Source organism: Belnapia arida, from assembly GCF_016773205.1.
GTDB lineage: Bacteria > Pseudomonadota > Alphaproteobacteria > Acetobacterales > Acetobacteraceae > Belnapia > Belnapia arida.
Map to the genome: position 1 here is coordinate 38,518 of NZ_JAETWB010000016.1, position 19,717 is coordinate 58,234.

19 protein-coding genes are annotated in these 19,717 nt (G+C 67.5%); 9 read left to right on the forward strand and 10 right to left on the reverse strand.

The features are described 5' to 3' along the window. Nucleotide 1: 1 nt before the first annotated feature. Nucleotides 2–1,843, reverse strand: coding sequence for an extracellular solute-binding protein (locus JMJ56_RS21940; RefSeq protein WP_202833915.1), 1,842 nt, complete (start codon nt 1,841–1,843; stop codon nt 2–4). 38 nt (nt 1,844–1,881) lie between these two features. Next, nucleotides 1,882–2,655 (reverse strand): inositol monophosphatase family protein, encoded by a 774-nt coding sequence (locus JMJ56_RS21945; protein WP_202833916.1) that lies wholly within the window; start codon nt 2,653–2,655, stop codon nt 1,882–1,884. A gap of 76 nt (nt 2,656–2,731) precedes the next feature. Between JMJ56_RS21945 and JMJ56_RS21950 the strand changes: the two genes are divergently transcribed. Next, entirely contained in the window at nt 2,732–3,586 is an 855-nt protein-coding gene (locus JMJ56_RS21950; protein ID WP_202833917.1) for a prephenate dehydratase, read from the forward strand. Nucleotides 3,587–3,640: 54 nt separating this feature from the next. After that, nucleotides 3,641–4,273, forward strand: coding sequence for a YjbF family lipoprotein (locus JMJ56_RS21955; RefSeq protein ID WP_236038238.1), 633 nt, complete (start codon nt 3,641–3,643; stop codon nt 4,271–4,273). A 57-nt stretch (nt 4,274–4,330) separates the two neighbouring features. On the opposite strand, the gene JMJ56_RS21960 is transcribed toward JMJ56_RS21955, so the two are convergent. Continuing rightward, entirely contained in the window at nt 4,331–5,386 is a 1,056-nt protein-coding gene (locus tag JMJ56_RS21960) for a glycosyltransferase family 4 protein (RefSeq protein ID WP_202833918.1), read from the reverse strand. A 130-nt stretch (nt 5,387–5,516) separates the two neighbouring features. Between JMJ56_RS21960 and JMJ56_RS21965 the strand changes: the two genes are divergently transcribed. Continuing rightward, nucleotides 5,517–6,440 carry a manganese catalase family protein gene (locus JMJ56_RS21965; protein WP_202833919.1) on the forward strand — a complete coding sequence of 308 codons (924 nt, stop codon included), beginning with the start codon at nt 5,517–5,519 and terminating at the stop codon, nt 6,438–6,440. Between the two features lie 15 nt (nt 6,441–6,455). Here the strand turns inward: JMJ56_RS21965 and JMJ56_RS21970 are convergent, their stop codons facing one another. Together JMJ56_RS21970 and JMJ56_RS21975 are read right to left on the reverse strand one after the other, a co-directional pair. After that, nucleotides 6,456–8,495 (reverse strand): YjbH domain-containing protein, encoded by a 2,040-nt coding sequence (locus JMJ56_RS21970; protein WP_328702448.1) that lies wholly within the window; start codon nt 8,493–8,495, stop codon nt 6,456–6,458. A gap of 7 nt (nt 8,496–8,502) precedes the next feature. Next, entirely contained in the window at nt 8,503–9,453 is a 951-nt protein-coding gene (locus JMJ56_RS21975) for an SLBB domain-containing protein (protein WP_328702449.1), read from the reverse strand. 32 nt (nt 9,454–9,485) lie between these two features. Between JMJ56_RS21975 and JMJ56_RS35345 the strand changes: the two genes are divergently transcribed. After that, a complete protein-coding gene (locus JMJ56_RS35345) occupies nt 9,486–9,896 on the forward strand; it encodes a hypothetical protein (RefSeq protein ID WP_202833920.1) in 411 nt (136 codons plus the stop codon). On the opposite strand, the gene JMJ56_RS21985 is transcribed toward JMJ56_RS35345, so the two are convergent. Next, complete coding sequence (locus JMJ56_RS21985) at nt 9,853–10,860, reverse strand: hypothetical protein (protein ID WP_202833921.1); 1,008 nt, start codon at nt 10,858–10,860, stop codon at nt 9,853–9,855. The two genes, JMJ56_RS35345 and JMJ56_RS21985, sit on opposite strands and share 44 nt — an antisense overlap. A 137-nt stretch (nt 10,861–10,997) precedes the next feature. On the opposite strand from JMJ56_RS21985, the gene JMJ56_RS21990 reads away from it, so the two are divergent. Then, nucleotides 10,998–11,765: a hypothetical protein gene (locus JMJ56_RS21990; protein ID WP_202833922.1), complete on the forward strand. Its 768-nt coding sequence runs from the start codon at nt 10,998–11,000 to the stop codon at nt 11,763–11,765. A 314-nt stretch (nt 11,766–12,079) separates the two neighbouring features. Here the strand turns inward: JMJ56_RS21990 and JMJ56_RS21995 are convergent, their stop codons facing one another. Continuing rightward, nucleotides 12,080–13,165 (reverse strand): acyltransferase family protein, encoded by a 1,086-nt coding sequence (locus tag JMJ56_RS21995; RefSeq protein WP_202833923.1) that lies wholly within the window; start codon nt 13,163–13,165, stop codon nt 12,080–12,082. 175 nt (nt 13,166–13,340) lie between these two features. Continuing rightward, a complete protein-coding gene (locus JMJ56_RS22000) occupies nt 13,341–13,610 on the reverse strand; it encodes a DUF6471 domain-containing protein (protein ID WP_236038241.1) in 270 nt (89 codons plus the stop codon). 77 nt (nt 13,611–13,687) lie between these two features. Here JMJ56_RS22000 and JMJ56_RS22005 point away from each other — a divergent pair, with 77 nt between their 5' ends. Further along, on the forward strand, nt 13,688–14,650 hold the full coding sequence (locus tag JMJ56_RS22005; protein WP_202833925.1) for an IS1595 family transposase: 963 nt from the start codon (nt 13,688–13,690) through the stop codon (nt 14,648–14,650). 251 nt (nt 14,651–14,901) lie between these two features. Further along, on the forward strand, nt 14,902–15,459 hold the full coding sequence (locus JMJ56_RS22010; RefSeq protein ID WP_202833926.1) for a hypothetical protein: 558 nt from the start codon (nt 14,902–14,904) through the stop codon (nt 15,457–15,459). A 37-nt stretch (nt 15,460–15,496) separates the two neighbouring features. On the opposite strand, the gene JMJ56_RS22015 is transcribed toward JMJ56_RS22010, so the two are convergent. Both JMJ56_RS22015 and JMJ56_RS22020 read right to left on the reverse strand, forming a co-directional pair. Then, nucleotides 15,497–15,928, reverse strand: coding sequence for a hypothetical protein (locus JMJ56_RS22015; RefSeq protein ID WP_202833927.1), 432 nt, complete (start codon nt 15,926–15,928; stop codon nt 15,497–15,499). Nucleotides 15,929–16,002: 74 nt separating this feature from the next. Next, entirely contained in the window at nt 16,003–17,847 is a 1,845-nt protein-coding gene (locus tag JMJ56_RS22020) for a polysaccharide biosynthesis/export family protein (protein WP_236038243.1), read from the reverse strand. A gap of 120 nt (nt 17,848–17,967) precedes the next feature. Here JMJ56_RS22020 and JMJ56_RS22025 point away from each other — a divergent pair, with 120 nt between their 5' ends. Both JMJ56_RS22025 and JMJ56_RS34060 read left to right on the forward strand, forming a co-directional pair. Further along, a complete protein-coding gene (locus JMJ56_RS22025; protein WP_236038245.1) occupies nt 17,968–19,497 on the forward strand; it encodes a heparinase II/III domain-containing protein in 1,530 nt (509 codons plus the stop codon). Nucleotides 19,498–19,508: 11 nt separating this feature from the next. Next, complete coding sequence (locus tag JMJ56_RS34060) at nt 19,509–19,685, forward strand: hypothetical protein (RefSeq protein ID WP_236038247.1); 177 nt, start codon at nt 19,509–19,511, stop codon at nt 19,683–19,685. Nucleotides 19,686–19,717: the final 32 nt, after the last annotated feature.

Below are 19,717 nucleotides of genomic sequence, written 5' to 3' on the forward strand. Positions count from 1 at the left end.
GCTATTGCGGCTTCGCCTCGCGCTTGCCCTGCTCGACGGCGCCCTCGCGGCCGCGCTCGATCCACCAGCTGTCGATGGCCAGCGCATATTTCGGGTTGCGCGGCGGACGGCCGAACTTGTCCCAATAGGCCACGCGGAAGGTCCGGCTGTGCCATTGCGGGATCATGTAGTCGTTCCACAGCAGCACGCGGTCGAGGGCGCGGGTGCGGGCGACCAGCTCGGCGCGGTCGGGCGCGGCGATGACCATTTCCACCAGCTCGTCCACCACCGGGTTGGCGATGCCGGCGACGTTCTGGCTGCCGTTCTCCTGCGCCTTGGCGCCCGTCCAGAAGTCGCGCTGCTCGTTGCCGGGGGAGAGGGACTGGCCCTGGCCATCCACCGTCATGTCGTAGTCGAAGGCGTCGATCCGCACCTGGTACTGCGCCGGGTCGATGGTGCGGACGCGCGGCTCCATCCCGAGGCGTTGCAGGTTCTGGATGTAGGGCAGCGCGATGCGCTCGAAGCTCGGGCCGTTCAGCAGGATCTCGAAGGCGAAGGGCTGGCCCTCGGCATTGACCAGCTTGCGGTCGCGCACCGTCCAGCCGGCCTGGCGCAGCAGGTCGAGGGCGCGGCGCAGGCCGTCCCGGTTGTTGCCGGAGCCGTCGGTGACGGGGAGCTTGTAGGGCTCGGTGAAGAGGCGGTCGGGGACGCGGCCCTTGTAGGCCTGCAGGATGTCCAGCTCGCGGCCTTCCGGGATGCCGGAGGAGGCGAGTTCGGAGTTGGAGAAGTAGGAGGTCGTCCGCGTGTAGCTGCCGTAGAACAGGTTGGCGTTCATCCACTCGAAGTCGAAGACCTCGATGAGGGCGCGGCGGACGCGCGCATCCTGGAAGAGCGGCCGGCGCAGGTTCATGGCGAAGGCCTGCATGCCGGTCGGCAGCTCGTGGCGGATCTCGTCGCGCTTCACCAGCCCGCGTTGCATGGCAGGGAAGTCGTAGGCCGTCGCCCAGTCCTTGGCGATGTTCTCGGTGCGGAAGTCGATCTGCCCGGCCTTGAAGGCCTCCAGCGCCACGGTGCTGTCGCGGAAATACTCGTAGCGCATGACGTCGTAGTTAGCGGTGCCGCGTGCGGTGGGGAGGTCTTTCGCCCAGTAGTCCGGCACGCGGCGGTAGACCAGGCTGCGGCCGCTCTCGAAGCGCTCCAGCCGGTAGGGGCCGGATCCGAGCGGCGCCTCGAGCAGCGGCCGGGCGAAGTCGCGCCCCTCCCACCAATGCTTCGGCAGCACCGGCATCTGGCCGAGGATCAGGGCCAGCTCGCGGTTCTCGTTCGTCCTGAAGCGGAAGGTGACGCGGCGGGGGCCCTCGGCCACTACCTCCGCCACATCGGCCCAGTAGGCGCGGTAGAAGGGCCGGCCGCTCTGGCGGAGGGTGTTGAAGGTCCAGACCACGTCATCCGCCGTGACCGGCTTGCCGTCGTGGAAGCGTGCGGCGGGGTGCAACTCGAAGGTGACGCCCATGCGGTCGGCCGGCTGCTCGATGGCGGCGGCGAGGTGGCAGTACTCCGTGCTCGCCTCGTCCGCGCTCTCCTTCAGCAGCGTGTCGTAGAGGTTGGAGAGGCCAACCGCCGCCGTGCCGCGCAGGATGTACTGGTTGAAGCTGTCGAAGCTGCCGAGGGCGGTCAGCGCGATCTCGCCGCCCTTCGGCGCGTCCGGGTTCACCCAGGGCCAGTGAGGGAAGTCGGCCGGCAGGGCCGGGTCGCCGAGCAGGGAGAGGGCGTGGCTGCGGGTCGGCGTCGGCTGGGCTGCACCCTCCGACGGACGGAGGAGCGGGAGTGCGAGGCCGGAGGCCAGGAGGGTGCGGCGGTCCATGGCGGGAGGATGGGGGTTCCCCCCGCCGGCGGCAACCGTCAGCCGCCGAGCAGGGCAACGGCCTCCGGCAGCAGTGCCGGGTCGCCCACCGCCAGCACGCGGCCGTCGCTCTCGAGGGTCAGCCGCTCGCCGCGCCAGCCGGTGACACGGCCGCCGGCGCCCTCCACCACGGGAACGAGGGCGGCCCAGTCCCAGGGCTTCATGGTGCTCTCGGCGATGACGTCGACCAGGCCGAGGGCGAGGAGGCCGTAGCTGTAGCAGTCGCCGCCCCAGGTGACGCGGCGGGCGGCGGCGCGGAGGCGCCCGAAGCCCGGGCCGTCGGCGGAAGCGAACATGTCGGGGCTGGTGCAGGAGAGCTCGGCCTCGGCGAGGCGCGGGCAGGGGCGGCAGCCGGCTGCGCCGCCGAGGGGGGAGCGGAAGCGCGTCGGCTGTCCCTGGGCGCCGATCCAGCGCTCGCCGATCCCCGGCTGGTCGATCAGGCCGAGCACCGGCACGCCCCGGTGCAGCAGGCCGATCAGCGTGCCGAAGAGCGGCCGGCCGGTGACGAAGGCCCGGGTGCCGTCGATCGGGTCCAGCACCCAGAGATACTCGGCCTCGATCCGGTCGGGGCCGTATTCCTCGCCCCAGATGCCGTGGTCGGGGAAGCGGGCGGCGAGAACCTCGCGCATGGCGCGCTCGGCGCCGCGGTCGGCCTCCGTGACGGGGCTGGCATCGCCCTTGGCCTCGACCAGCAGGGGGGAGCGGAAGAGCGGGCGGATGACGGCGCCCGCCGCCTCGGCCGCCGCCTCGGCTGCCGCGATGAATGCCTCCATGCCCGTTCGTCCTCCGGTTTGCGCCCTCTCCACCCCTCGATTAGAAGCCGCGGACCCCTCTTGCAACGGCACCCGCATGACCGACGTGATCGCCTTCCAGGGCCTGCCTGGCGCCTATTCGGACCTCGCCTGCCGCGCCGCCTATCCCGGCTGGGCCACCCTGCCCTGCCCGAGCTTCGAGGCGGCGATGGATGCGGTGCGCGGCGGCCAGGCGGGGCTCGCCATGCTGCCTTGCGAGAATTCGCTGGCCGGGCGGGTGCCGGACATCCACCGGCTGCTGCCGGAGAGCGGCCTCGCCGTGGTCGGCGAGCATTTCGAGCGGGTGGAGCATTGCCTGCTCGCCCCGCATGGCGCGACGCTCGCCACGCTGCGGCGGGCGCACAGCCACCCGGTCGCGCTCGGCCAGGTGCGGAGCATCCTGAAGGAGCTGTCGCTGACGCCGGTGATCGAGGCGGATACGGCGGGTGCGGCGCAGATCATCGCCGAGCGGGGCGGCGTCGAGGATGCAGCGATCGCCAGCGCGCTGGCCGCCGAGACCTACGGGCTCAATATCCTCCGGCGCAACGTGGAGGATGCGGCGCACAACACCACGCGCTTCTATGTCTGCGCCCCCTCCCCCCGGCCGCCGCAGGCCGGGACGCCGGATTGCGTCACGACCTTCGTCTTCCGTGTCCGCAACATCCCGGCGGCGCTCTACAAGGCGCTCGGCGGCTTCGCCACCAATGGGGTGAACATGACGAAGCTCGAGAGCTACATGCTCGACGGCGAGTTCACCGCGACGCAGTTCCTGGCCGATGTCGATGGCCACCCGGAGGAGGCGCCGGTGCGGCGGGCGCTGGAGGAGCTGGCCTTCTTCTCGCGGGAGCTGAAGCTGCTCGGCACCTATCCCGCGCATCCCTACCGGCGGGCGCATCGGGGGGCCGCGGAGTAGGCGCCATCGCCTTTCCGCTTCTTTTATTTCGATATCGAGTCTAAACTGCCGAGCATGCGCGCCTGGCCCCTGCTGCTGCCCCTGCTGCTCGCCGCCTGCGGCGATACGCTGTTCGCCCGCTATGCGGAGACGGCCTGGTCCGAGGCGGTGGAGCGCGCCGCCACCCCGCTCGAGGACCTGCCGGAGCCGGACGGGCCGGCGCTCCGCCTCTGGATCCGAGGCCGGCCCGCCGCGGCCGTGTTGCTCCAGGAAATCGGCGAGCGACGCATCTGGCGCACCGCGGCCGGTCAGGTGGTCTCGACCGAGGGTGGCCGCGTCACCGCAACGGCGGGCTTCCGGCAATATGTCGCGGCGACGCATTTCGACGGACCGGACCCGCTCGCCAACCCGGCCGAGTTGCTGGACCATCCCGCCGCCGCTCGCCGCCTGGTTGACCTGCAGGACCCGGACGGCGGGCCGGAGGGGATGCGCTTCGGCCTCGCCCTCGATTGCCGCCTGCGGGCGGAGGCAACGGAGGAGGCCGAGATCCTGCTGGTACGCGAGCGCTGCCGCAGCCGCGGGCGATTCGGCTTCACCAACCTGTTCTGGGTCGAGGCGGCAGGCGGCGCGGTGGTGCGGGCTGAACAGTGGATCGGCCCGGCCATGCCGATGCTGGTGATGGAGTTTCTCGGCCCGCGATCGTCCTGAGCGAGACGCTCGGAACGCGAAGCGCCGGTTCAGCAGAAACCCAGTACCGATCGGGATTTAACCCCGCCAGCTGAGGCCGGCGCGGCGCACGCGCATCGCCACATAGGCGAGCCAGAGCAGCTGCACGGCGAGGGGGGGCAGCACGACCAGCGGCTTCAACCCCGGACGCAATTGCAGGAAAAGCACGGCGAGCGCCGCCTGGAACAGGGCGAAGCCCCAATGCGTGGCCGCAACCGCCAGGGCCGGCATGCCGCTGCGCTGCGCCATCTGGTAGAGATGGGTGCGGTGCGGCGCACCGACCCGGTCGCCCATCCAGCCCCGCCGCAGCAGGGTGAAGGCCGCGTCGAAGAGCAGGCCGAAGAGCAGCAGCGGCACGATCAGGAAGCTGAGCTGGCTGGCATCGAAGCGCGCGGCGGCGACCGCGAGGACCGCCAGCATGAAGCCGGCGAACTGGCTGCCCACATCACCCATGAAAATGCGCGCCGGCGCGAGGTTGAAGGGCAGGAAGCCGGCGAAGCCCGCCGCCAGCATCAGCGCGGAGAGGTAGACGAAGCGTCCGCCCTCGGCGCCCGCGATGGCGGCGAGCGCCACGCAGGCGATCAGCAGCGTGCCGCCGACCAGCCCGTCCAGCCCGTCCATGAAATTGACTGCGTTGGTGCAGCCCAGGATCCAGAAGACCGTCAGCGCCGGGCCGACCCAGCCCAATTCCGTCACGCCGACATAGGGCAGGGCGAGGCGGGAGAGCGAGAGCCCGGTGCCGACCGCCACCAGCGCCGCCGCGAGCTGCGCCAGCAGCCGCAGCCGGGCGGAGAGGTTCCATATGTCGTCCGCCAGCGCGACGCCGGCGATGGCGAGCGCGGCGAGGATGACGCCGAGGAACTGCCGCTCCTCCAGCCGGGCGAAATCCGCGACGCGGTAGAGCACCAGCATCCCGACGATGAAGGCCGCGACCACGCCGACCCCGCCGCCCCGCGGCGTCGCCACGATATGCGCGCTGCGGCCGTTCGGGATGTCGAGGATCGGCCAGCGGATCATCGCCCGGACGGCGGCTGCCGAGAGCAGCGCGAGGGCGAGGGCGAAGAGCAGATGTTGCGAAAGGGCGCCGAGGGTCATGCGGCCGCGGGTGTGGCCGATGCGGCGGCGGACCGCAAGCGTCCCCGGGCCAATCCGCCCCCGCTACGAAAACCACGGACCGGCTGGCCGGTTAACCCAGTAGCCGCACTGGTTCGAAAGGGTACATCCAATGTTCATGCGCGTCGACAAGCTGCAGGCGGAACTTCCTGCGCCGAAGCGGCAAGACCCCAATGCCGCGGCTGCCCTGCAAGAACTGCTCGGCGGCAAGTATGGCGAGATGTCGACCCTCGGGAACTACATGTTCCAGAGCTTCAACTTCAGGAGCAAAAGCAAGCTCCGCCCCTTCTACGGCCTTGTCGCCAGCATCACGGCGGAGGAGCTGGGGCATGTCGAGCTGGTCAGCAATGGCGTGGCGATGCTGGCCAACGGGCCGGACAAAGGCGCTGACGGCACCGATGGTGGCGATATCTCGAAGACGCCCTTCGAGGCGATGAAGGACATCCGCTCCTTCGCCAGTTTTGCCTCCCACGGCGGCGGAGCCACGCCGGTGAACAGCAACTCCATGTCCTGGAACGCCGACATGGTGACCACCACAGGCAATGTGGTGTTCGACCTGCTGCACAACTTCCACCTCGAATGCGGCGCCAGGCTGCACAAGCTGCGGGTCTACGAGACCCTTTCCGACCCGACCGGGCGCGAGGTCTGCGGCTACCTGCTGGTGCGCGGCTCGGTGCATGCGCATTCCTATGCGCTGGCGCTGAAGAACCTCACCGGCGTCGAGATCGAGAAGATGCTGCCGACGCCGAACATCCCGCTCGGCAACATCCCGGAGTGCCAGAAGTACCTCCAGGAGGGTTCGCATCGCCGGCTCTACACTTGGAGCCCGAACGACTATGCCGAGATTGCCGGCATCTGGGGCCAGGGCGAGCAGGCGCTGCCGGGCGACCCGCCGGGCGAGCTGGAAGTGGTGAAGGGCATGCCGGAAGGCGGCAAGATCCACCAGCTCGAGGGCATCCCCTCGGCCTTCACCCCGGATTATGCGCCGGAGGAGATGTTTGAGATCGCCGCCAAGCTGACCAAGGCGATGGGCTGACCTACCGGGGCGGGGCTATCGCAACAGGCCGAGATAGTCCCGCCCCAGCGCCTCCGCCCGCCCCTCGCGCGTCACCTCCCAAAGCGGGTTGTCGACCGCGAGGCGCTGGCCGCCGTCTCGCACCACGGGGCGGATCACCGCATTCGCCACCACCGGCGTCTCCGGCCCCAGCAATTGCAGGGGAATGCGGACGAAGATGCCCTTATCGAAGCTGCCCTCGCCGAAGCGACGTGCGGACACATCGGTGCGGGTGGCAAAGCCGCCGACCTCGATGCCGCTGTCGAACCGCCGGCTCACCTCCAGCGTCGCCCCCCAGTCGCCGGCGAGATACCGCCCGGCCCGCACCACCGTGCCGAGGTTCCAGACCGGCAAATCGGCATAAAGCGAGAGATGCCCGGTCGCCACCGAATAGCCGAGGGCGCCGAGCCGCTGCCGGTAGTCCCGCTGCGCCACCCAGGCGAGGTCGAGGCCGAGGGCGAAGCCGCGAGCCTGCGGCCGCCACAGCACCTCGCCCGAGACGCCGCCGAACATCGGCTCCAGCAATCCGGCCGAGACGCGGGCGAACCAGTCGGGCGCCGGGCTCCAAAGTCGCTCGGCATAGAGGGTCGGGATTGCCGTCCGGCCTTCCCGCGCGTAGCGGGCGATGTCGCTGCGGACACGCGGGAGCTGGCTGTTCGAGGGCAGGCCCTTGTCGAGATTGCCCGCCACCGCCTGCGCGAGGCTGCCAGCCACGGCGAAGCCCGACCCGAGGCCGAGCCGCGCCCCCGCCACCCCCGCCGCCTGCCAACGGAAGCCAGTCCTTGGGTCGCCGAGCTGGAGAGCGAGGCGCGGCTCCACTGCCCAGGTGAGATCAGGCGTGAAAACGGGCACCGGCTCGGCAGGGGTGAGGCTGGCGCTGGCCAGCACCTCCTCCGCGCTGCCGGCGCCGATCGCGGCGCCTTCCAGCGCCTCGCGCAAGAGCACCAGCCGGGCGACGGGCAGGCCGGCGCGGTGCCATTCGACGGCGATCCGCTCCACCTCCGGTGGTAGGGCGCCATGCACCGCCCGCGCCACCCGCCCGGCTGTCCGCGCCAGCGTCCGGTAGCGGCCGCCCGCGACGGCGATCCGCACCTCCTCCCCCTGCTGGATGATGGCGATGGGGCGGAAGCCGGCGCGGCGCAGCGCCTCCTCGACATCGCCGGGCGCCTCGGGGCGCGGGGCCAAAGGCGGCGGTGGCGGGCGCGGCAGGCTCGGCGGACGCGTTGGGTCAAGGCGGAGGGAGAGGCGGAACAGCACATCCGTCCCATGGACGAAGTGGATGCCGGCATCGAGCCAGTCATTCTGCCAGGTGAGGCCGGCATTGATCCGCGAGCGCGCCTCGCCGCGCAGGTTGCTGATGCGGGCCGGGTAGCCGCCGCGCTCGTCGCGCAGCGCATCGCCGGACCATTCGAGCTTGGCCCTGAGGCCTTCGACCCAGGGCACCGACCATTCGATGCCACCGAAAACCGCCGCATCCCGCCCGCGGAACAGGCTGTTGAAGGCCGGCATGCCGCCGACGCCGACATTGCGCGGCCGGGTGTTGTAGCGGGAGGAGACCAGGCCATAGGGGTTGCTGAGATCGGCGCCGGTGCCGAGCCGGCCCCAGCCCATGCCAAGCGTCAGGTCGAAGTCCCACAGGCGCTTGGAGGCGACGAGGTACTCGCCCGAATAGAGGCCGGTGCCGATGAAGTCCTGCGCGCCCAACGCCAGCGCCGGGCGCCATTGCCCTTCCTCCCAGAGCCGCGCCTTGAAGTCGAAGGCGCGGTCATTCGTGGTGCCGCGCCCGGCCGTCGCATCCAGCCGGTCGGTGAGGCGGAAGGTGGTCTCGAGGAAGGGCAAAGCCTGGAAGGACAGGAACCAGAATTGCCGCTGGTGGCGGAGGGCGGCGCCGGCCTCCAGCGTCCCGTCCGGGCGGAAGCGCGCATTGCGCATCTCGATCAGACCGACGCCGCCGAAGTCGGAGCCCGTCGCCGGCACGTCCTCCGCCTGCGCGGCGAAGGTCATGAGGGCGAGGGTGAAGCCGAGGAAGGACCTCACTCACCACCTACCGCGCGCCCGTGCGCACGATGACGGCGAGCGCCGCGCTCGACAGCGCCACCTGCGACAGCACCTGCGTCACGTCCCGCAGCATCCCCCAGCTTTCATAGGGCGAGGGGTCCTGCGGCACGACGACGGTGCTGCCGGGCGGGATCGGCGGTCCGCCCATCTGCCAGGCACCGAGGCCGGCGGGGCTGCTCTGGCCGTTCGGCAGGACGATGAAGGCGCGGCTGCCATCGGCGAAACGCTGCTGGCCGCCCGCTGCGCGGACATAGTCCCCGGCCCGCCAGCCGGTGGCGAATTGCAGGCTGCCCGGGTTGAGGACGGAGCCGACGACCGTCACCTCGTTGGGCCGCTTGGGGATGGCGACGAGGTCGCCAGGCTCCATCAGCACGTCGAGGTCGGGGCGGCCGGCGAGGATCACCGGGTTGGCCTCCACCACCATCCGCCCGGCGGCACGGGCCTGGCGGAGGGAATTGGCGAGTTCCCGCCCGGCCATGATGGCGCCGCCGAGATCGGCCGAGCCGCGCATCCCCGCCACCGCCTGGCCGGCGGCGACCTGCATCAGCCCCTGCTCCAGCTCCCGCGCGCTGCGGCTGAAGCCGTCCTGCTGGCGCTGGCGCACGCTCTCGCGGGTGAAGACGGCGCCATAGGGATAGGCCTGGGGCGTCAGCCCGCCGGCGCGGGCGATGACCTCGGAGAGGCGCTCGCCGCGGCGGATGTCGTAGATGCCGGGGCGGACGAACTCGCCCGAAAGCGTCACCGGGCCGATGTCGCGGTCGCCGAAGCCGCGCGGCAGGCGCAGCGCATCGCGCGGCGAGAGGCGCACGGCGGCGAAATTGCGCGATCGCAGGTCGATCAGCGTGCGGGCGAGCGGCAGGGTGGCGCTCTGCTCGGCGGGCTCGCGGGCGAGCTCGACGGCGGAGAGGTCCGGTATTCGGTAGCAGGCACACCTCACGCCTTCGCTACCTGCGAAAGGAGAGATCCATCGTGACGACGACACTGTCGATCCAGTTTGAGGGTGGCGACCTGTTCGCGTTGGCGCACGTTGACGGACTGGCTGACCAGGAAGAAGCCCGTTGCATCTTGGATGCAGAACCCCGCCTGTCATTTGACGACGGATGGGCATCGCTGGCGTGCGCCGGACGCGAGCCTCGTCGGCTCTGCCCTTACGACTGTGATGAAGTGGGACGATGGCCGTTAGGCGTTGATCGAACTTGCTCGGATGAACTTCGGGCCGCGTCGCTGCCAATGCCCGATTTTATGGCGTTACATCCGGAGACGGCTGAACTGAGGCCCGTTTGGTTCGGTATTGTTTCTTGGGAGCGAGATGAAAGTGGCGTGCCGGTACGGCTGATCAGCTCAGCGTCGGGGAGTATCGGCACACTTGCGCGCGACTGACTATATCGATGGAAACATCGACGCTCGGCTTAAGCCAAGCCTTGCCGGCTGGCCGGGCTGGCCTGATCGTTGGTACGCCACAGACGAGGACGTGCTTCTCTTTGATGAGCCAGCGCGCGATCGCCTCATCCCTGGTGTAAATCGCTGGTACCACAACGAATGGCTTGGCGCTGTCTGCCGGTCCTGGCTCAGCTCTGCCAAGGATTTGCCAGTCGCCGTTTCGGGTTTGCCTGATATCCCTGCTACGAACTTCTACAGCAAGGGCGACCGGGCGGTCTTTGCCGGGCCGCCTGCAAAATTGCTGATGCGCCGAGAGATATTGGTACAGGGTCGCGTACTCGCCCACTTCGTAGAAGTAGTCTGTCCACTCCAAGGTGTGTCCACCGTACTTCAGCCGGATAGCAGCGGCGAGTTCTGGGCGTTCCTGAATGCGCGCCATGAATGCCAGGACCGCCTTCGCCACTCGCAGATACGGCTTTCTGAAGCGATCCGAGCGCACGTAACTGGTTCCAAGCTTCGCTCCTGGGCCGGCGAGCGCATCGGATGCAGTTGCGTCCCAACCTGTCCGGAGCGAGGGCAGCAGCTCCATCAGGATATGGAGCCGGAACTCTGCTGGCTTTCCGCGGATTGCGGCCAGCAAGGGGACTGCGTGCGGGTCAAGGTCGGTGACTTGCTCAGACATAGCCGCCAGTCGTTTCATAGTTCGGTCGACAGCGAAGTGGCAGCTCGGTCTGTGGCCGTTGCCGGTTTTTTCTGCCCCGCTCGGAAGTCGAAAGAACGCCTCAACGTGGACGACCTCGTCGTTTACCGTTCGGCTGCTTGCCTGCACACCGACCAGCTCGCGCCGGCACAATTTGTCGGGGCAGAGTACATTGCCTCGGTGAATGTCGGGGTCGAACTCACTTGCCCTTATGTGTTGAGACGGGTCCGCTTTCAGCACTGCGACGCCAATTCTCGCGGCCATGTTGCCCAATACTCCCGCCCAATCCTTGCAGAACCGGAGCGTGAGCGCTGGGTTTCGGCTAAGGGAAAAGGAGTTTACAGCGGCTCGGGTGGCGGGTGGCTTGGCAAGCCCACGGCGCCGCCGGCATGGTGTGGTGCATGTTCGGTCGTCTCTGTCGCTTCGTTGTCCGTAGTGCGAACGGCATCGTGCTGTATATCGCTACTGGCACCTGGCCCGCCATCAAATGGCTGCTGGAATGGCTGGCTGACAAGCTGTTCGGCGATACGGTTTTCTCTGCCATCGAAGGAAGCGCGGGCATGATCCTTGATCGTGCCTCATGGGAACTGCTCTGGACCTATGGGGTGCCGGCACTCCTCTTCTTGCTGGGCACCTACTTCTTTTGGCGTTCGGAGCGGCGAGGTACGAAAAGCAGGAGGTCTCCGGCCGATAGTGACACAGACACGACTGCTCCGGCTCATAAAGCGGTTGCTGCGCCATTGGCTGCTGTGCCGCATGCTGCAACACTATCGGAGCCAGACTGGGCGAAGCTTTACGAAACCGCAGACGAAGGCAAGCGCGTTCAACTGCGTTTCCTACCAGATACTCAGACGCGGCATGCTGATGCGCTTTTGTTAGTGGTTCTTGGTTACAAAGTGATGCTTGGTCGCGGTCGTGCTTTTTCAGGTGCGGTAGATTTTGAAGTTCATCGTGCTCTGCACCATACGCCAAACAGCAACATATTGCCTATATTTCGGCAGATGTCTTTTATCCGCAATATCATCGAGCCGCCGGCTACTGCGCAACAGCACATTGACGCGGGGTTTTTACAGCGCACCGGCTTGGCCGAAGGCGGCTACTATCAACTTACACCTGAGGGAGAGTGGCAGGCTCGCATGATAGCGGGCGACCTTATTAGGCGCGCCTGACCTATCTTAGTCCTTATAAAGTTCCTTGGACTCAATCGAGTCCATCAAACAATGGTCACTGGATAGCGGCCAGTCGGATACGCGGCGGCAACTTGGAGGGGGTAGCAAGATATGTAGCAAAGCTATCTACCGAGCTTAGGCATCCCGTACCCGACATTCCCATGCGCTCACTGGCAATGGAAGAGGCGCGGCGATTGTCGGATGAAAGAAGTGGTTCTTAGTCCAAGACGGTTGCATTTTTGGGCGCCGGAGCTTGCGGCCTAATATTGCATATCGAAATTAGCCTAATCTAGACCAAGGAATTCAGCTTGTTGTTAAAGCTGAGCGCTTTGCGATTTTGTCCTTGAAGACAGGAGCTTAGCCGATACCAACCTGCGTAAAGGCTGATCGTAGACGACGACCAAAAACCAGCTGAGTAGTGCGATACCAACCGCCAATCCGAAGCTTAGCAAGGCGGATTGGTGAACGGGGTCCGCGCCGAACAGCCTTAGTGCGCGCCGTGTCATCTCCAAGATGGGATAATGGATGACGTACAAGGGGTAAGAAATCAGTCCCAATAAGCGGAACAGCTTGGCTTTGAGCCCTAATGGTTCATGAGCGACGGCAAAATATATGATTGCCGGAAATACCAGCATGACGAAGAATATATCGAGAATGGGTCTTGCAACGCCACTTGCGGGTATAGCGAAAACTATGATGGGCAATACCGCGATAATCCACGCATACGCACTTGGCTTACGAGCCGCTGGTGCTACGCGAAACAGAAAAACACCGACGAAAAACGAGAAGCACACACGAGGGAAGCCCCCGTAGAATTCGCTCCACGCTGAGCCAACGTCACCGTGCCCTGCACTGAAAGTGGCATAGCAGAGTAGACTCGCCGAGACCAATATGATGCCAGAAAGGACTTGAAAAGTCAGCAAAGGTCTTATTACCACATAAAGGGTATTGACGAATAATTCAAAAAACAGCGACCACCCTGGAGTGTTCAAAACAAACACTACGTTTGTTTGATCCGCTGTGGGAGACGGAAGCATGAAAAGGGCTGAAACGGCGGCTGCGAATAGGCCGGGGGCGTTCAATTCTCCTGCATGCAGAAAAAATGCTATTGTCGCGCTAAGTAGTCCGGCAATCGATCCTACAATATACAGCGGATATAAGCGTATCAATCTAGCCAAGATAAACCGGCCGGGACTCATTCCACCTTCTAATCTACCGCCAAATGCAAATTCAATCACAAACCCGCTTAAGACGAAAAATAAATCGACGGCCAAATAAGATCCCGGCAGCGAGACCGGAGGTTGAATTCCATTAATGCTTGCATGCAAAAAGAAAACTGCAATAGCGGCAATGCCGCGTAGTCCCTCTAAATTTAGATACAACGACTTGTCGGATTTCATGAGGTTTTAGCCACACTTAGGGTTGATAAAAATTAGCTGACTTCTAAAGCCTTTTCATTCCTATAGTGCGTAACAATCTAGCCCGCTAGCATCAACTCGCGTCGGAATTTAGTTCTGTCCGGCGATACATGATTTTTCACGTTTAACGCAATCACGAGCAAAATCGGTACTACCGTCAGTCTAGCCTGATTTCTCTCGCCCCAATCGCCGTCATGACCTGCAACAGGAACACGGCGGTGAAGCCTCCCCTAGCGATTTTGTTGCGGATGTTCGGCTCGGTGTCCTTCACGCCGATGGCCGCCAGCCGCTCCGCAAGCTGGGCGTAGGTGACGTTTCGGCGCTTCAGTTCCGCTTTTAGCAACCCCTTCGCCCGCGCCTGCCACTCGGCGGTGTCCGCCGTCTCTGTGTCAACCATGGTCGCACCCCTCACGATGGCGTATGCCATCATATCCGGTGCGTTTGCCATTGTCAGCAACGCAGAATGCCATCATAATCGGTGCATAGGCACTGGATACGATGGCAATGGCCCAACACTTCCTCCTTTCTGCCAAAGCGCGCACGCTTTCCCTGGCGTCTATCCTCCGCATGAGCGACGACCAGGCGCACGCCGCTTTCGTGGCGATCCGTTGGTCCGCAAACGACGGCGAGCCGGTGTGCCCCCGCTGCGGCTGCCTCGCGATCTACACCTACGCCGCCCGCCGCATCTGGAAGTGCAAAGCCTGCAATCATCAGTTCTCGGTCACGTCGGGCACCATCTTCGCCAGCCGCAAGCTGCCGATCCGCGACTACCTCGCTGCCATCGCCATCTTTGTGAATGCCGCTAAGGGGCTGTCCGCGCTCCAGCTCGGCCGCGACCTGGACGTGCAGCACAAGACGGCGTTCGTGCTGGCCCACAAGCTCCGTGAGGCCATCGGCTCCGGGCAGGCCGACACTACCCTCTCCGGGCACGTCGAGGTGGATGGCGCCTACTTCGGCGGGCATGTGAAGCAGGAGAACCGGAAGGAGGACCGCAAGGATCGGCGCCTTGCCGTGAACCAGACCGGCAAGCGGCAGGTCGTGGTGGTGATGCGGGAGCGGGAGGGCCGGACGCTGCCCTTCGTGTTCCGGTCAGAGGACGAGGCGGTGCCGACGATCCGCGAGCGGGTTGTCAGTGGTACCACGGTCTATGCCGATGAAGCGCCGGGGTGGGACGCGTTGCACGCCCGCTTTGATACCAAGCGGATCAACCACTCCATCGCCTTTTCTGACGATGGTGCTTGCACGAACCAAGCCGAAAGCTACTTCTCCCGTCTGCGCCGCGCTGAGTGGGGTCAGCACCACCACATCAGCGGCAAGTACCTTGGCGCCTATGCCCGTGAGATGGCTTGGCGGGAGGATACTCGGCGGCAGGCGAATGGAACGCTGCATGGGCTGGCGACGGCGGCAGCACTGAGCCATCCTGTGTCACGTATGTGGGCGGGATATTGGCAGCGAAACCAAGCCTAGCAACGCGCCCGCTCGCCTACGTGTTTTGACTGGCTCTAGGTTCGGCCGCGGGGCTTCCCTAAATTATCTTGGAGACAAGCGTTGGCTGGCAAGGGGAAAGGCAAGGGTGGCGGCAAAGGTTTATCATCCACACCAACGAAAAGGCCAGCAGCAACGAGCCGAGTTGCTAGACATCCATCGATCACAGACAAATCAAGGACATATCTACCGAGGACGCCACGGCCCAAGCCGCCAAAAAAATAGGATCAGAAATGCTGTCGTTTGAAGAGCGCGTTCATAATCTGGATTACGATAGCGCGGTGGCAATGCGTTATCATGGCAAACGGCGCTCATTCTGCGAGAACGTAGCTAAGGCCGGCACAGGACTGTCACTTATCTTGGGGACAGCAGCCTTCGCAGCAGTAAGCAGTAAGGTTCCGGAAGTTGCTGCCTTGGCAACAGGGCTCGTCGCCATAATTAACGCCGCCAATCTTGCATTCGGCACAGCCGATGCTGGACGCCGTCACGGCGAGATTTTTCGTCGGTGGGGTGAATTGCGCGCAGATTTGGCAAAAATAACCGACGGCGACGATAAATCGTTACGCGCGCTAGAAGTTACACGGGCCAAAATAGATGCTGAAAGCCCAACTCAGCTTGATGCGCTATCGGTCCTTTGTGAAAATGCAGAAAAAGAAATGCGCCGCGAAGAGCCACTTTACCATGTGCCTACGCTACCCCGCTTGCTCGCCAACTTCGTAGATGTGCCTGGATGGGAGCCGAAAGAGGTTGTCTCCGCACATCAGCAACTAAGCGCTGCTTCGCAGCACTGAGCGACAGCATGATTGCGTGTGGCGTCCGGTTTTGGGTTTAGCTGGCCAACTCCCACCGCAGCAGCCGCCCAACCTTCTCCGCATTCCGCACCAGCCCGCCTTTGCGCTGATGTCGCAGCGCCCGCGCCACGCCATCCTCTACGGCCCTCCGAACCGCTCCGCTTCCGGCATCCATCCCCCGCAGCACAATCACTCGGCTAGCAATGTCCGGAATGCTGAGCGGCTGAATGGCCTGCCGTAGTGCGTCCAGCACCGTCCGCCCCATGCCAGCGAACTCCTCCGGCGCCAGCGTCCGAACGTACTTCGTCTGGATTGAGGCTATCGGGTAGTTCGGGTCGAGCTGCCGGATCACCGCATCCAGGCTTGCCAAGTCAGCGTGGATCTGGCGCGACCGCGCCTGCGAGGCTTCCAGTTCGCCTGCCAGCGTTGCTCGGCGCTTTACCAAGCCCGATAGAACCAAGTCCGTCATCGCTATCCCCTTCGTTTCCGACGGGATTTTACGCGGCAGAGCGGCAAAAGCGGCTATTCGGTAAGGTGTGGTTGCTACCTAAGGCCGGAGAGGTCGGCGGTATCCGCCGCCCCGCCGGCCGCGGCGAGGACGGCATCGAGCCCGGTATCGTTGAGGATCGGGTAGAGGCCGGGCAGCCGCACCTCGCCGGTGAGCAGCACAGTCTGGTCCATCAGCACCGGCAGCAGGGTAGGGTAGTCGAGGAAGACCTGCGGGCAGGGGCCGCGGCCGAAATCGGGGAAGCCGGCGCTGCGGGCATGGGCGAAGCGCTGCGGCGAGGCCTGGGCGGCGACGGTCAGCAGCACCAGGGCCTGACAGTCGGGGATGGCGGGCGCCGGCGCGGGGGGCGGGGCGCCGGGCGTGGCGGCAGCGAGGGCCGCGCCCGGCATGCCGGCGGCATTGGGCAGCGGGGTCGGTGCCGGCGGCGTGCTGGGGGCAGGCGGGTCGCCGCGCAGGGCCTGCTGCACGCTGGGCCCGGCGAGGAAAAGTACGTCGGGCAGGCCGAGCAGGATCACCTCGTCGCCCTCGGCGAGCGGCAGGTCGGCCCTGCCCTCCAACACACGGCCGAGATCGAAGGGGATGAAGCGCCGCGCCCGCGTGCGCGCATCGGTGCGCCAGACCAGGCCGAGCCGCGGATAGGGGTCCGGCCGCACCAGCCGCGGGTCGGCGAGCAGGCCGCGCAGCGTCTGGCCGCGGCCGGTCGCGGCGCGGACCAGCGGGGCGCCGACATGGCCGGAGAGGCGGATCTGCTGCGCCAGCACGTCGGAGCCGGGCTGGACCAGCAGCGCATCGCCGCGGCGGAGCGCATCGCGCGGGCCGACTTCGCGCCAGCTGCGGCGGCCCTCGGCATCGGTGGTCTGAAGCAGGAAGCGGTGGCCGCTCGGCCGCATCGGGTCGCCGGCGAGGCGTAGCATGGCGGCGAGCGGGGCCTGGCTGGCGCCGGCCGGCAGCTCGTAGAGGCCGGGACGCATCACCTCGCCGCCGATGGCGACCACGCCGCCGAGAGGCGGGACGAGGATGCGCTCGCCCTCATGCAGGCGGAGATCGGGCGCCTCCCCCTCCCCGGCGAGGACCGGGTAGAGGTCGATGGTGCGGCGGCCGGCGGGGCCCTCGACGCGGATGGCGCGGAGGCTGCCGGTGCGGCGGATGCCGCCCGAGGCCATCAGCGCGTCCAGCACGCTCGCCATGGCCGTCAGCTGCTGCAGGCCGGGGCGCAGCACCTCGCCGCCGACGAAGAGGTTGGCCTGGCGGATCTGGCCGATGGAGAGGAAGACCTCGGACCCGCCGAGTTCCCGGGCCGCCCGGCCGGAGAGGTCGGCGCGGAGGTCGCGGAGCGTGCGGCCGGCGGCAGGGATGGGGGCGAGGTCGGGCAGCAGCAGCATGCCGTCGCGGCCGATGCGCAGGCTGAGGGTCTGGCGCGTGCGGCCGCGGAAGGCGAGCACCACCTCGTCGTCGCGGCCGATCAGGTAGTCGTCGGGCAATGTGCCGAAGCCGGGGACGGGGGCTGGGGCGCCGGGCGGCGTCCGCAGGCTCTCGATGCCGAAGAGGCGCAGCGGCGGCGGGGCGGGACTGCCGGGCGCTGCCTCGCCCTGCGCGGTGCGGGCGGCGAAGAAGCTCTCGGCCGGGGAAAGCGGCTCCTCCGGCAGCGACGGGGGAGGAAGGGGCGCGGGCGCTGCCGGCAGGGGTGGGGCAAGGGGCGGCGCCGGCTGGCCCAGTGGGCGCTGCGCCCCGCCGTCGAGGATGCGCTGGAGGATGTCCTGCTGCGCCCCGGGCGGCAGGCTCGGCAGCGGCAGGCCGCCCGGCAGCGTTCCCGGCAGGGCGGGCGGTGCCAGCAGGCCGCTGCCGGGCGTGCCGGTCTGCGCCAGGGCAGACCAGGGCAAGGCGAGCATCGCGGCCAGCAGGCGACGCAGCAGGAAGGAGCCGGACGGCGCGGTCAGAAAGGGAAGCCTTGCCAGGTGGTACCGTGTTCGATCACTAATCGAATCAGAAACGTTTACGCAATGGAATACATTCCAACCTGGCTCCGGATCGGCGATGCGGCCTGGCGGCTCGGCCCCCGCCCGGTGCTGCTGGCTGCCTGGGACCGCTCGCCGCCGGCCAGGGCGCTGGCGCGGCGGGCGCTGGCCGACCGGCCGGTGCCAGCCGGGCCCTTCTGGCCGGAGCGTCTGCCCCCTGCCCCGGCCCTGCCGATGGCGCATCGCCGGGCAGTGCTGGCGCGGGCGGCGTCGCTCGGGCCGGTGGATTGGCACGGGGATTTCGACGCCGCGGCACCCGCCCTCGGCCTCGACCTCTTCGGCCCCGGCGATGTCCGCCCGGTCTGGGAGCGCAACCGCTGGGCGGAGCTGCCGCTGCTCGCCCAGGCGCAGCGGCTCGAGCCGGGCGCCGGCCATGGTGCGCGGGCCGCGGCGCTGCTGGCCGACTGGGCGGTGCGCAACCCGCCATTTCGCGGGCCGAACTGGGCCTCGGGGCAGGAGGCGGCGCTCCGGGTATTGCATCTCGCCCTGGCGCTCGACCGGGCGATGCTGCCGGCCGGGGCGCGGGCGCTGGTCGCGCTGCACGGAAGGCGGATCGCGGCGACGCCGGCCTATGCCATGGCGCAGGACAACAACCACGCCATCTCCGAGCCGGCCGGGCTGCTGGCCTGCGGGCTGCTGCTCGGCGAGGGCGATTGGGTGGCGCTCGGCGAGCGGCGGCTCGCGGCGGCGCGGCGGCGGCTGGTGGCGGCGGATGGCAGCTTCGCGCAGCTCTCGACCGGGTATCACCGGCTGCTGCTCGACGTGCTGGCGGTGACGGAATGGCTGCGACGGCGCCACGGCCTGCCCCCTGCCCCGCCCGACCCGGCGCCGGTGCTCTGGCTGCACCGGCTGGTGGCGGCGGAGACGGGGGAGGCGCCGCGCCTCGGCCACCAGGACGGCTCGGCCTTCGCCGACCTCTCCCTCGCCGGGCCGGCGGATGCGCGGGCGAGCCTGGAGCGGGCGGCGCGGCTGCTGGCCGGCGGCTCGGCGGGGTACGGGGAGGATCCGGGCTGCGCCTGGCTCGGCCTCGGCGCCGGGCCGGTGATGGCGCCGCTGCCGGGTGACTGGGTGGCGGCGGGGCTGCGCGGCTGGCGCTCGGGCGCGCTGCGGGCGGTGCTGCGGACGGGGCCGCTGCGCTTCCGCCCGGCCCATGCCGACCTGCTGCATCTCGACCTCTGGGACGGGCCGCGCAACCTGCTCCGCGACGGCGGAACGGGCACCTACAACCCCTGGCAGCCGGCGCTCTGGGCGACCGCCGGGCACAACACGGTGGAGTTCGACGGGCGGGGCCAGATGCCGGCGCTGTCCCGCTTCCTCCATTCCCACTGGCCGCGCTGCGGGCTGCTGCCGGAGGGCGGCTGGCTCCGCGACCATCGCGGCAACCGGCAGGAGCGTCGGGTCTGGCTGGAGGGGCGGCGCTGCCGGGTGGAGGACCGGCTCTTCGGTCCCTGGCAGCAGGCGGCGCTGCGCTGGCGACTGGCGCCCGGCGCCCGGCGCCCGGCGCGTGGCGGCTGACGGAGGGCGGAGTGGAGGGGCCCTTCGCCCGGCTCCGCCTCGCCGCCGATGCGCCGCTCGCCCTGGCGCTGGAGGCGGGGGTGGAGAGTCCGGCCTACGGAGTGATCCGGCCGGTGCCGGTGCTGGTGGCGCGCCTCGCCGCCCCGGCCCGACGGGTGGAGACGGTGATCGAGGTGCCGCAACGATAACTGATTGATGCGATATTGCATCATATTGTACA

Bases quoted from the DNA above. Each gene is read 5' to 3' on its own strand.
- JMJ56_RS21940 (WP_202833915.1), bottom strand. From the start codon at position 1,843: ATGGACCGCCGCACCCTCCTGGCCTCCGGCCTCGCACTCCCGCTCCTC.
- JMJ56_RS21945 (WP_202833916.1), bottom strand. From the start codon at position 2,655: ATGGAGGCATTCATCGCGGCAGCCGAGGCGGCGGCCGAGGCGGCGGGC.
- JMJ56_RS21950 (WP_202833917.1), top strand. From the start codon at position 2,732: ATGACCGACGTGATCGCCTTCCAGGGCCTGCCTGGCGCCTATTCGGAC.
- JMJ56_RS21955 (WP_236038238.1), top strand. From the start codon at position 3,641: ATGCGCGCCTGGCCCCTGCTGCTGCCCCTGCTGCTCGCCGCCTGCGGC.
- JMJ56_RS21960 (WP_202833918.1), bottom strand. From the start codon at position 5,386: ATGACCCTCGGCGCCCTTTCGCAACATCTGCTCTTCGCCCTCGCCCTC.
- JMJ56_RS21965 (WP_202833919.1), top strand. From the start codon at position 5,517: ATGTTCATGCGCGTCGACAAGCTGCAGGCGGAACTTCCTGCGCCGAAG.
- JMJ56_RS21985 (WP_202833921.1), bottom strand. From the start codon at position 10,860: ATGGCCGCGAGAATTGGCGTCGCAGTGCTGAAAGCGGACCCGTCTCAA.
- JMJ56_RS21990 (WP_202833922.1), top strand. From the start codon at position 10,998: ATGTTCGGTCGTCTCTGTCGCTTCGTTGTCCGTAGTGCGAACGGCATC.
- JMJ56_RS21995 (WP_202833923.1), bottom strand. From the start codon at position 13,165: ATGAAATCCGACAAGTCGTTGTATCTAAATTTAGAGGGACTACGCGGC.
- JMJ56_RS22000 (WP_236038241.1), bottom strand. From the start codon at position 13,610: ATGGCATACGCCATCGTGAGGGGTGCGACCATGGTTGACACAGAGACG.
- JMJ56_RS22005 (WP_202833925.1), top strand. From the start codon at position 13,688: ATGGCCCAACACTTCCTCCTTTCTGCCAAAGCGCGCACGCTTTCCCTG.
- JMJ56_RS22010 (WP_202833926.1), top strand. From the start codon at position 14,902: ATGCTGTCGTTTGAAGAGCGCGTTCATAATCTGGATTACGATAGCGCG.
- JMJ56_RS22015 (WP_202833927.1), bottom strand. From the start codon at position 15,928: ATGACGGACTTGGTTCTATCGGGCTTGGTAAAGCGCCGAGCAACGCTG.
- JMJ56_RS22025 (WP_236038245.1), top strand. From the start codon at position 17,968: ATGGAATACATTCCAACCTGGCTCCGGATCGGCGATGCGGCCTGGCGG.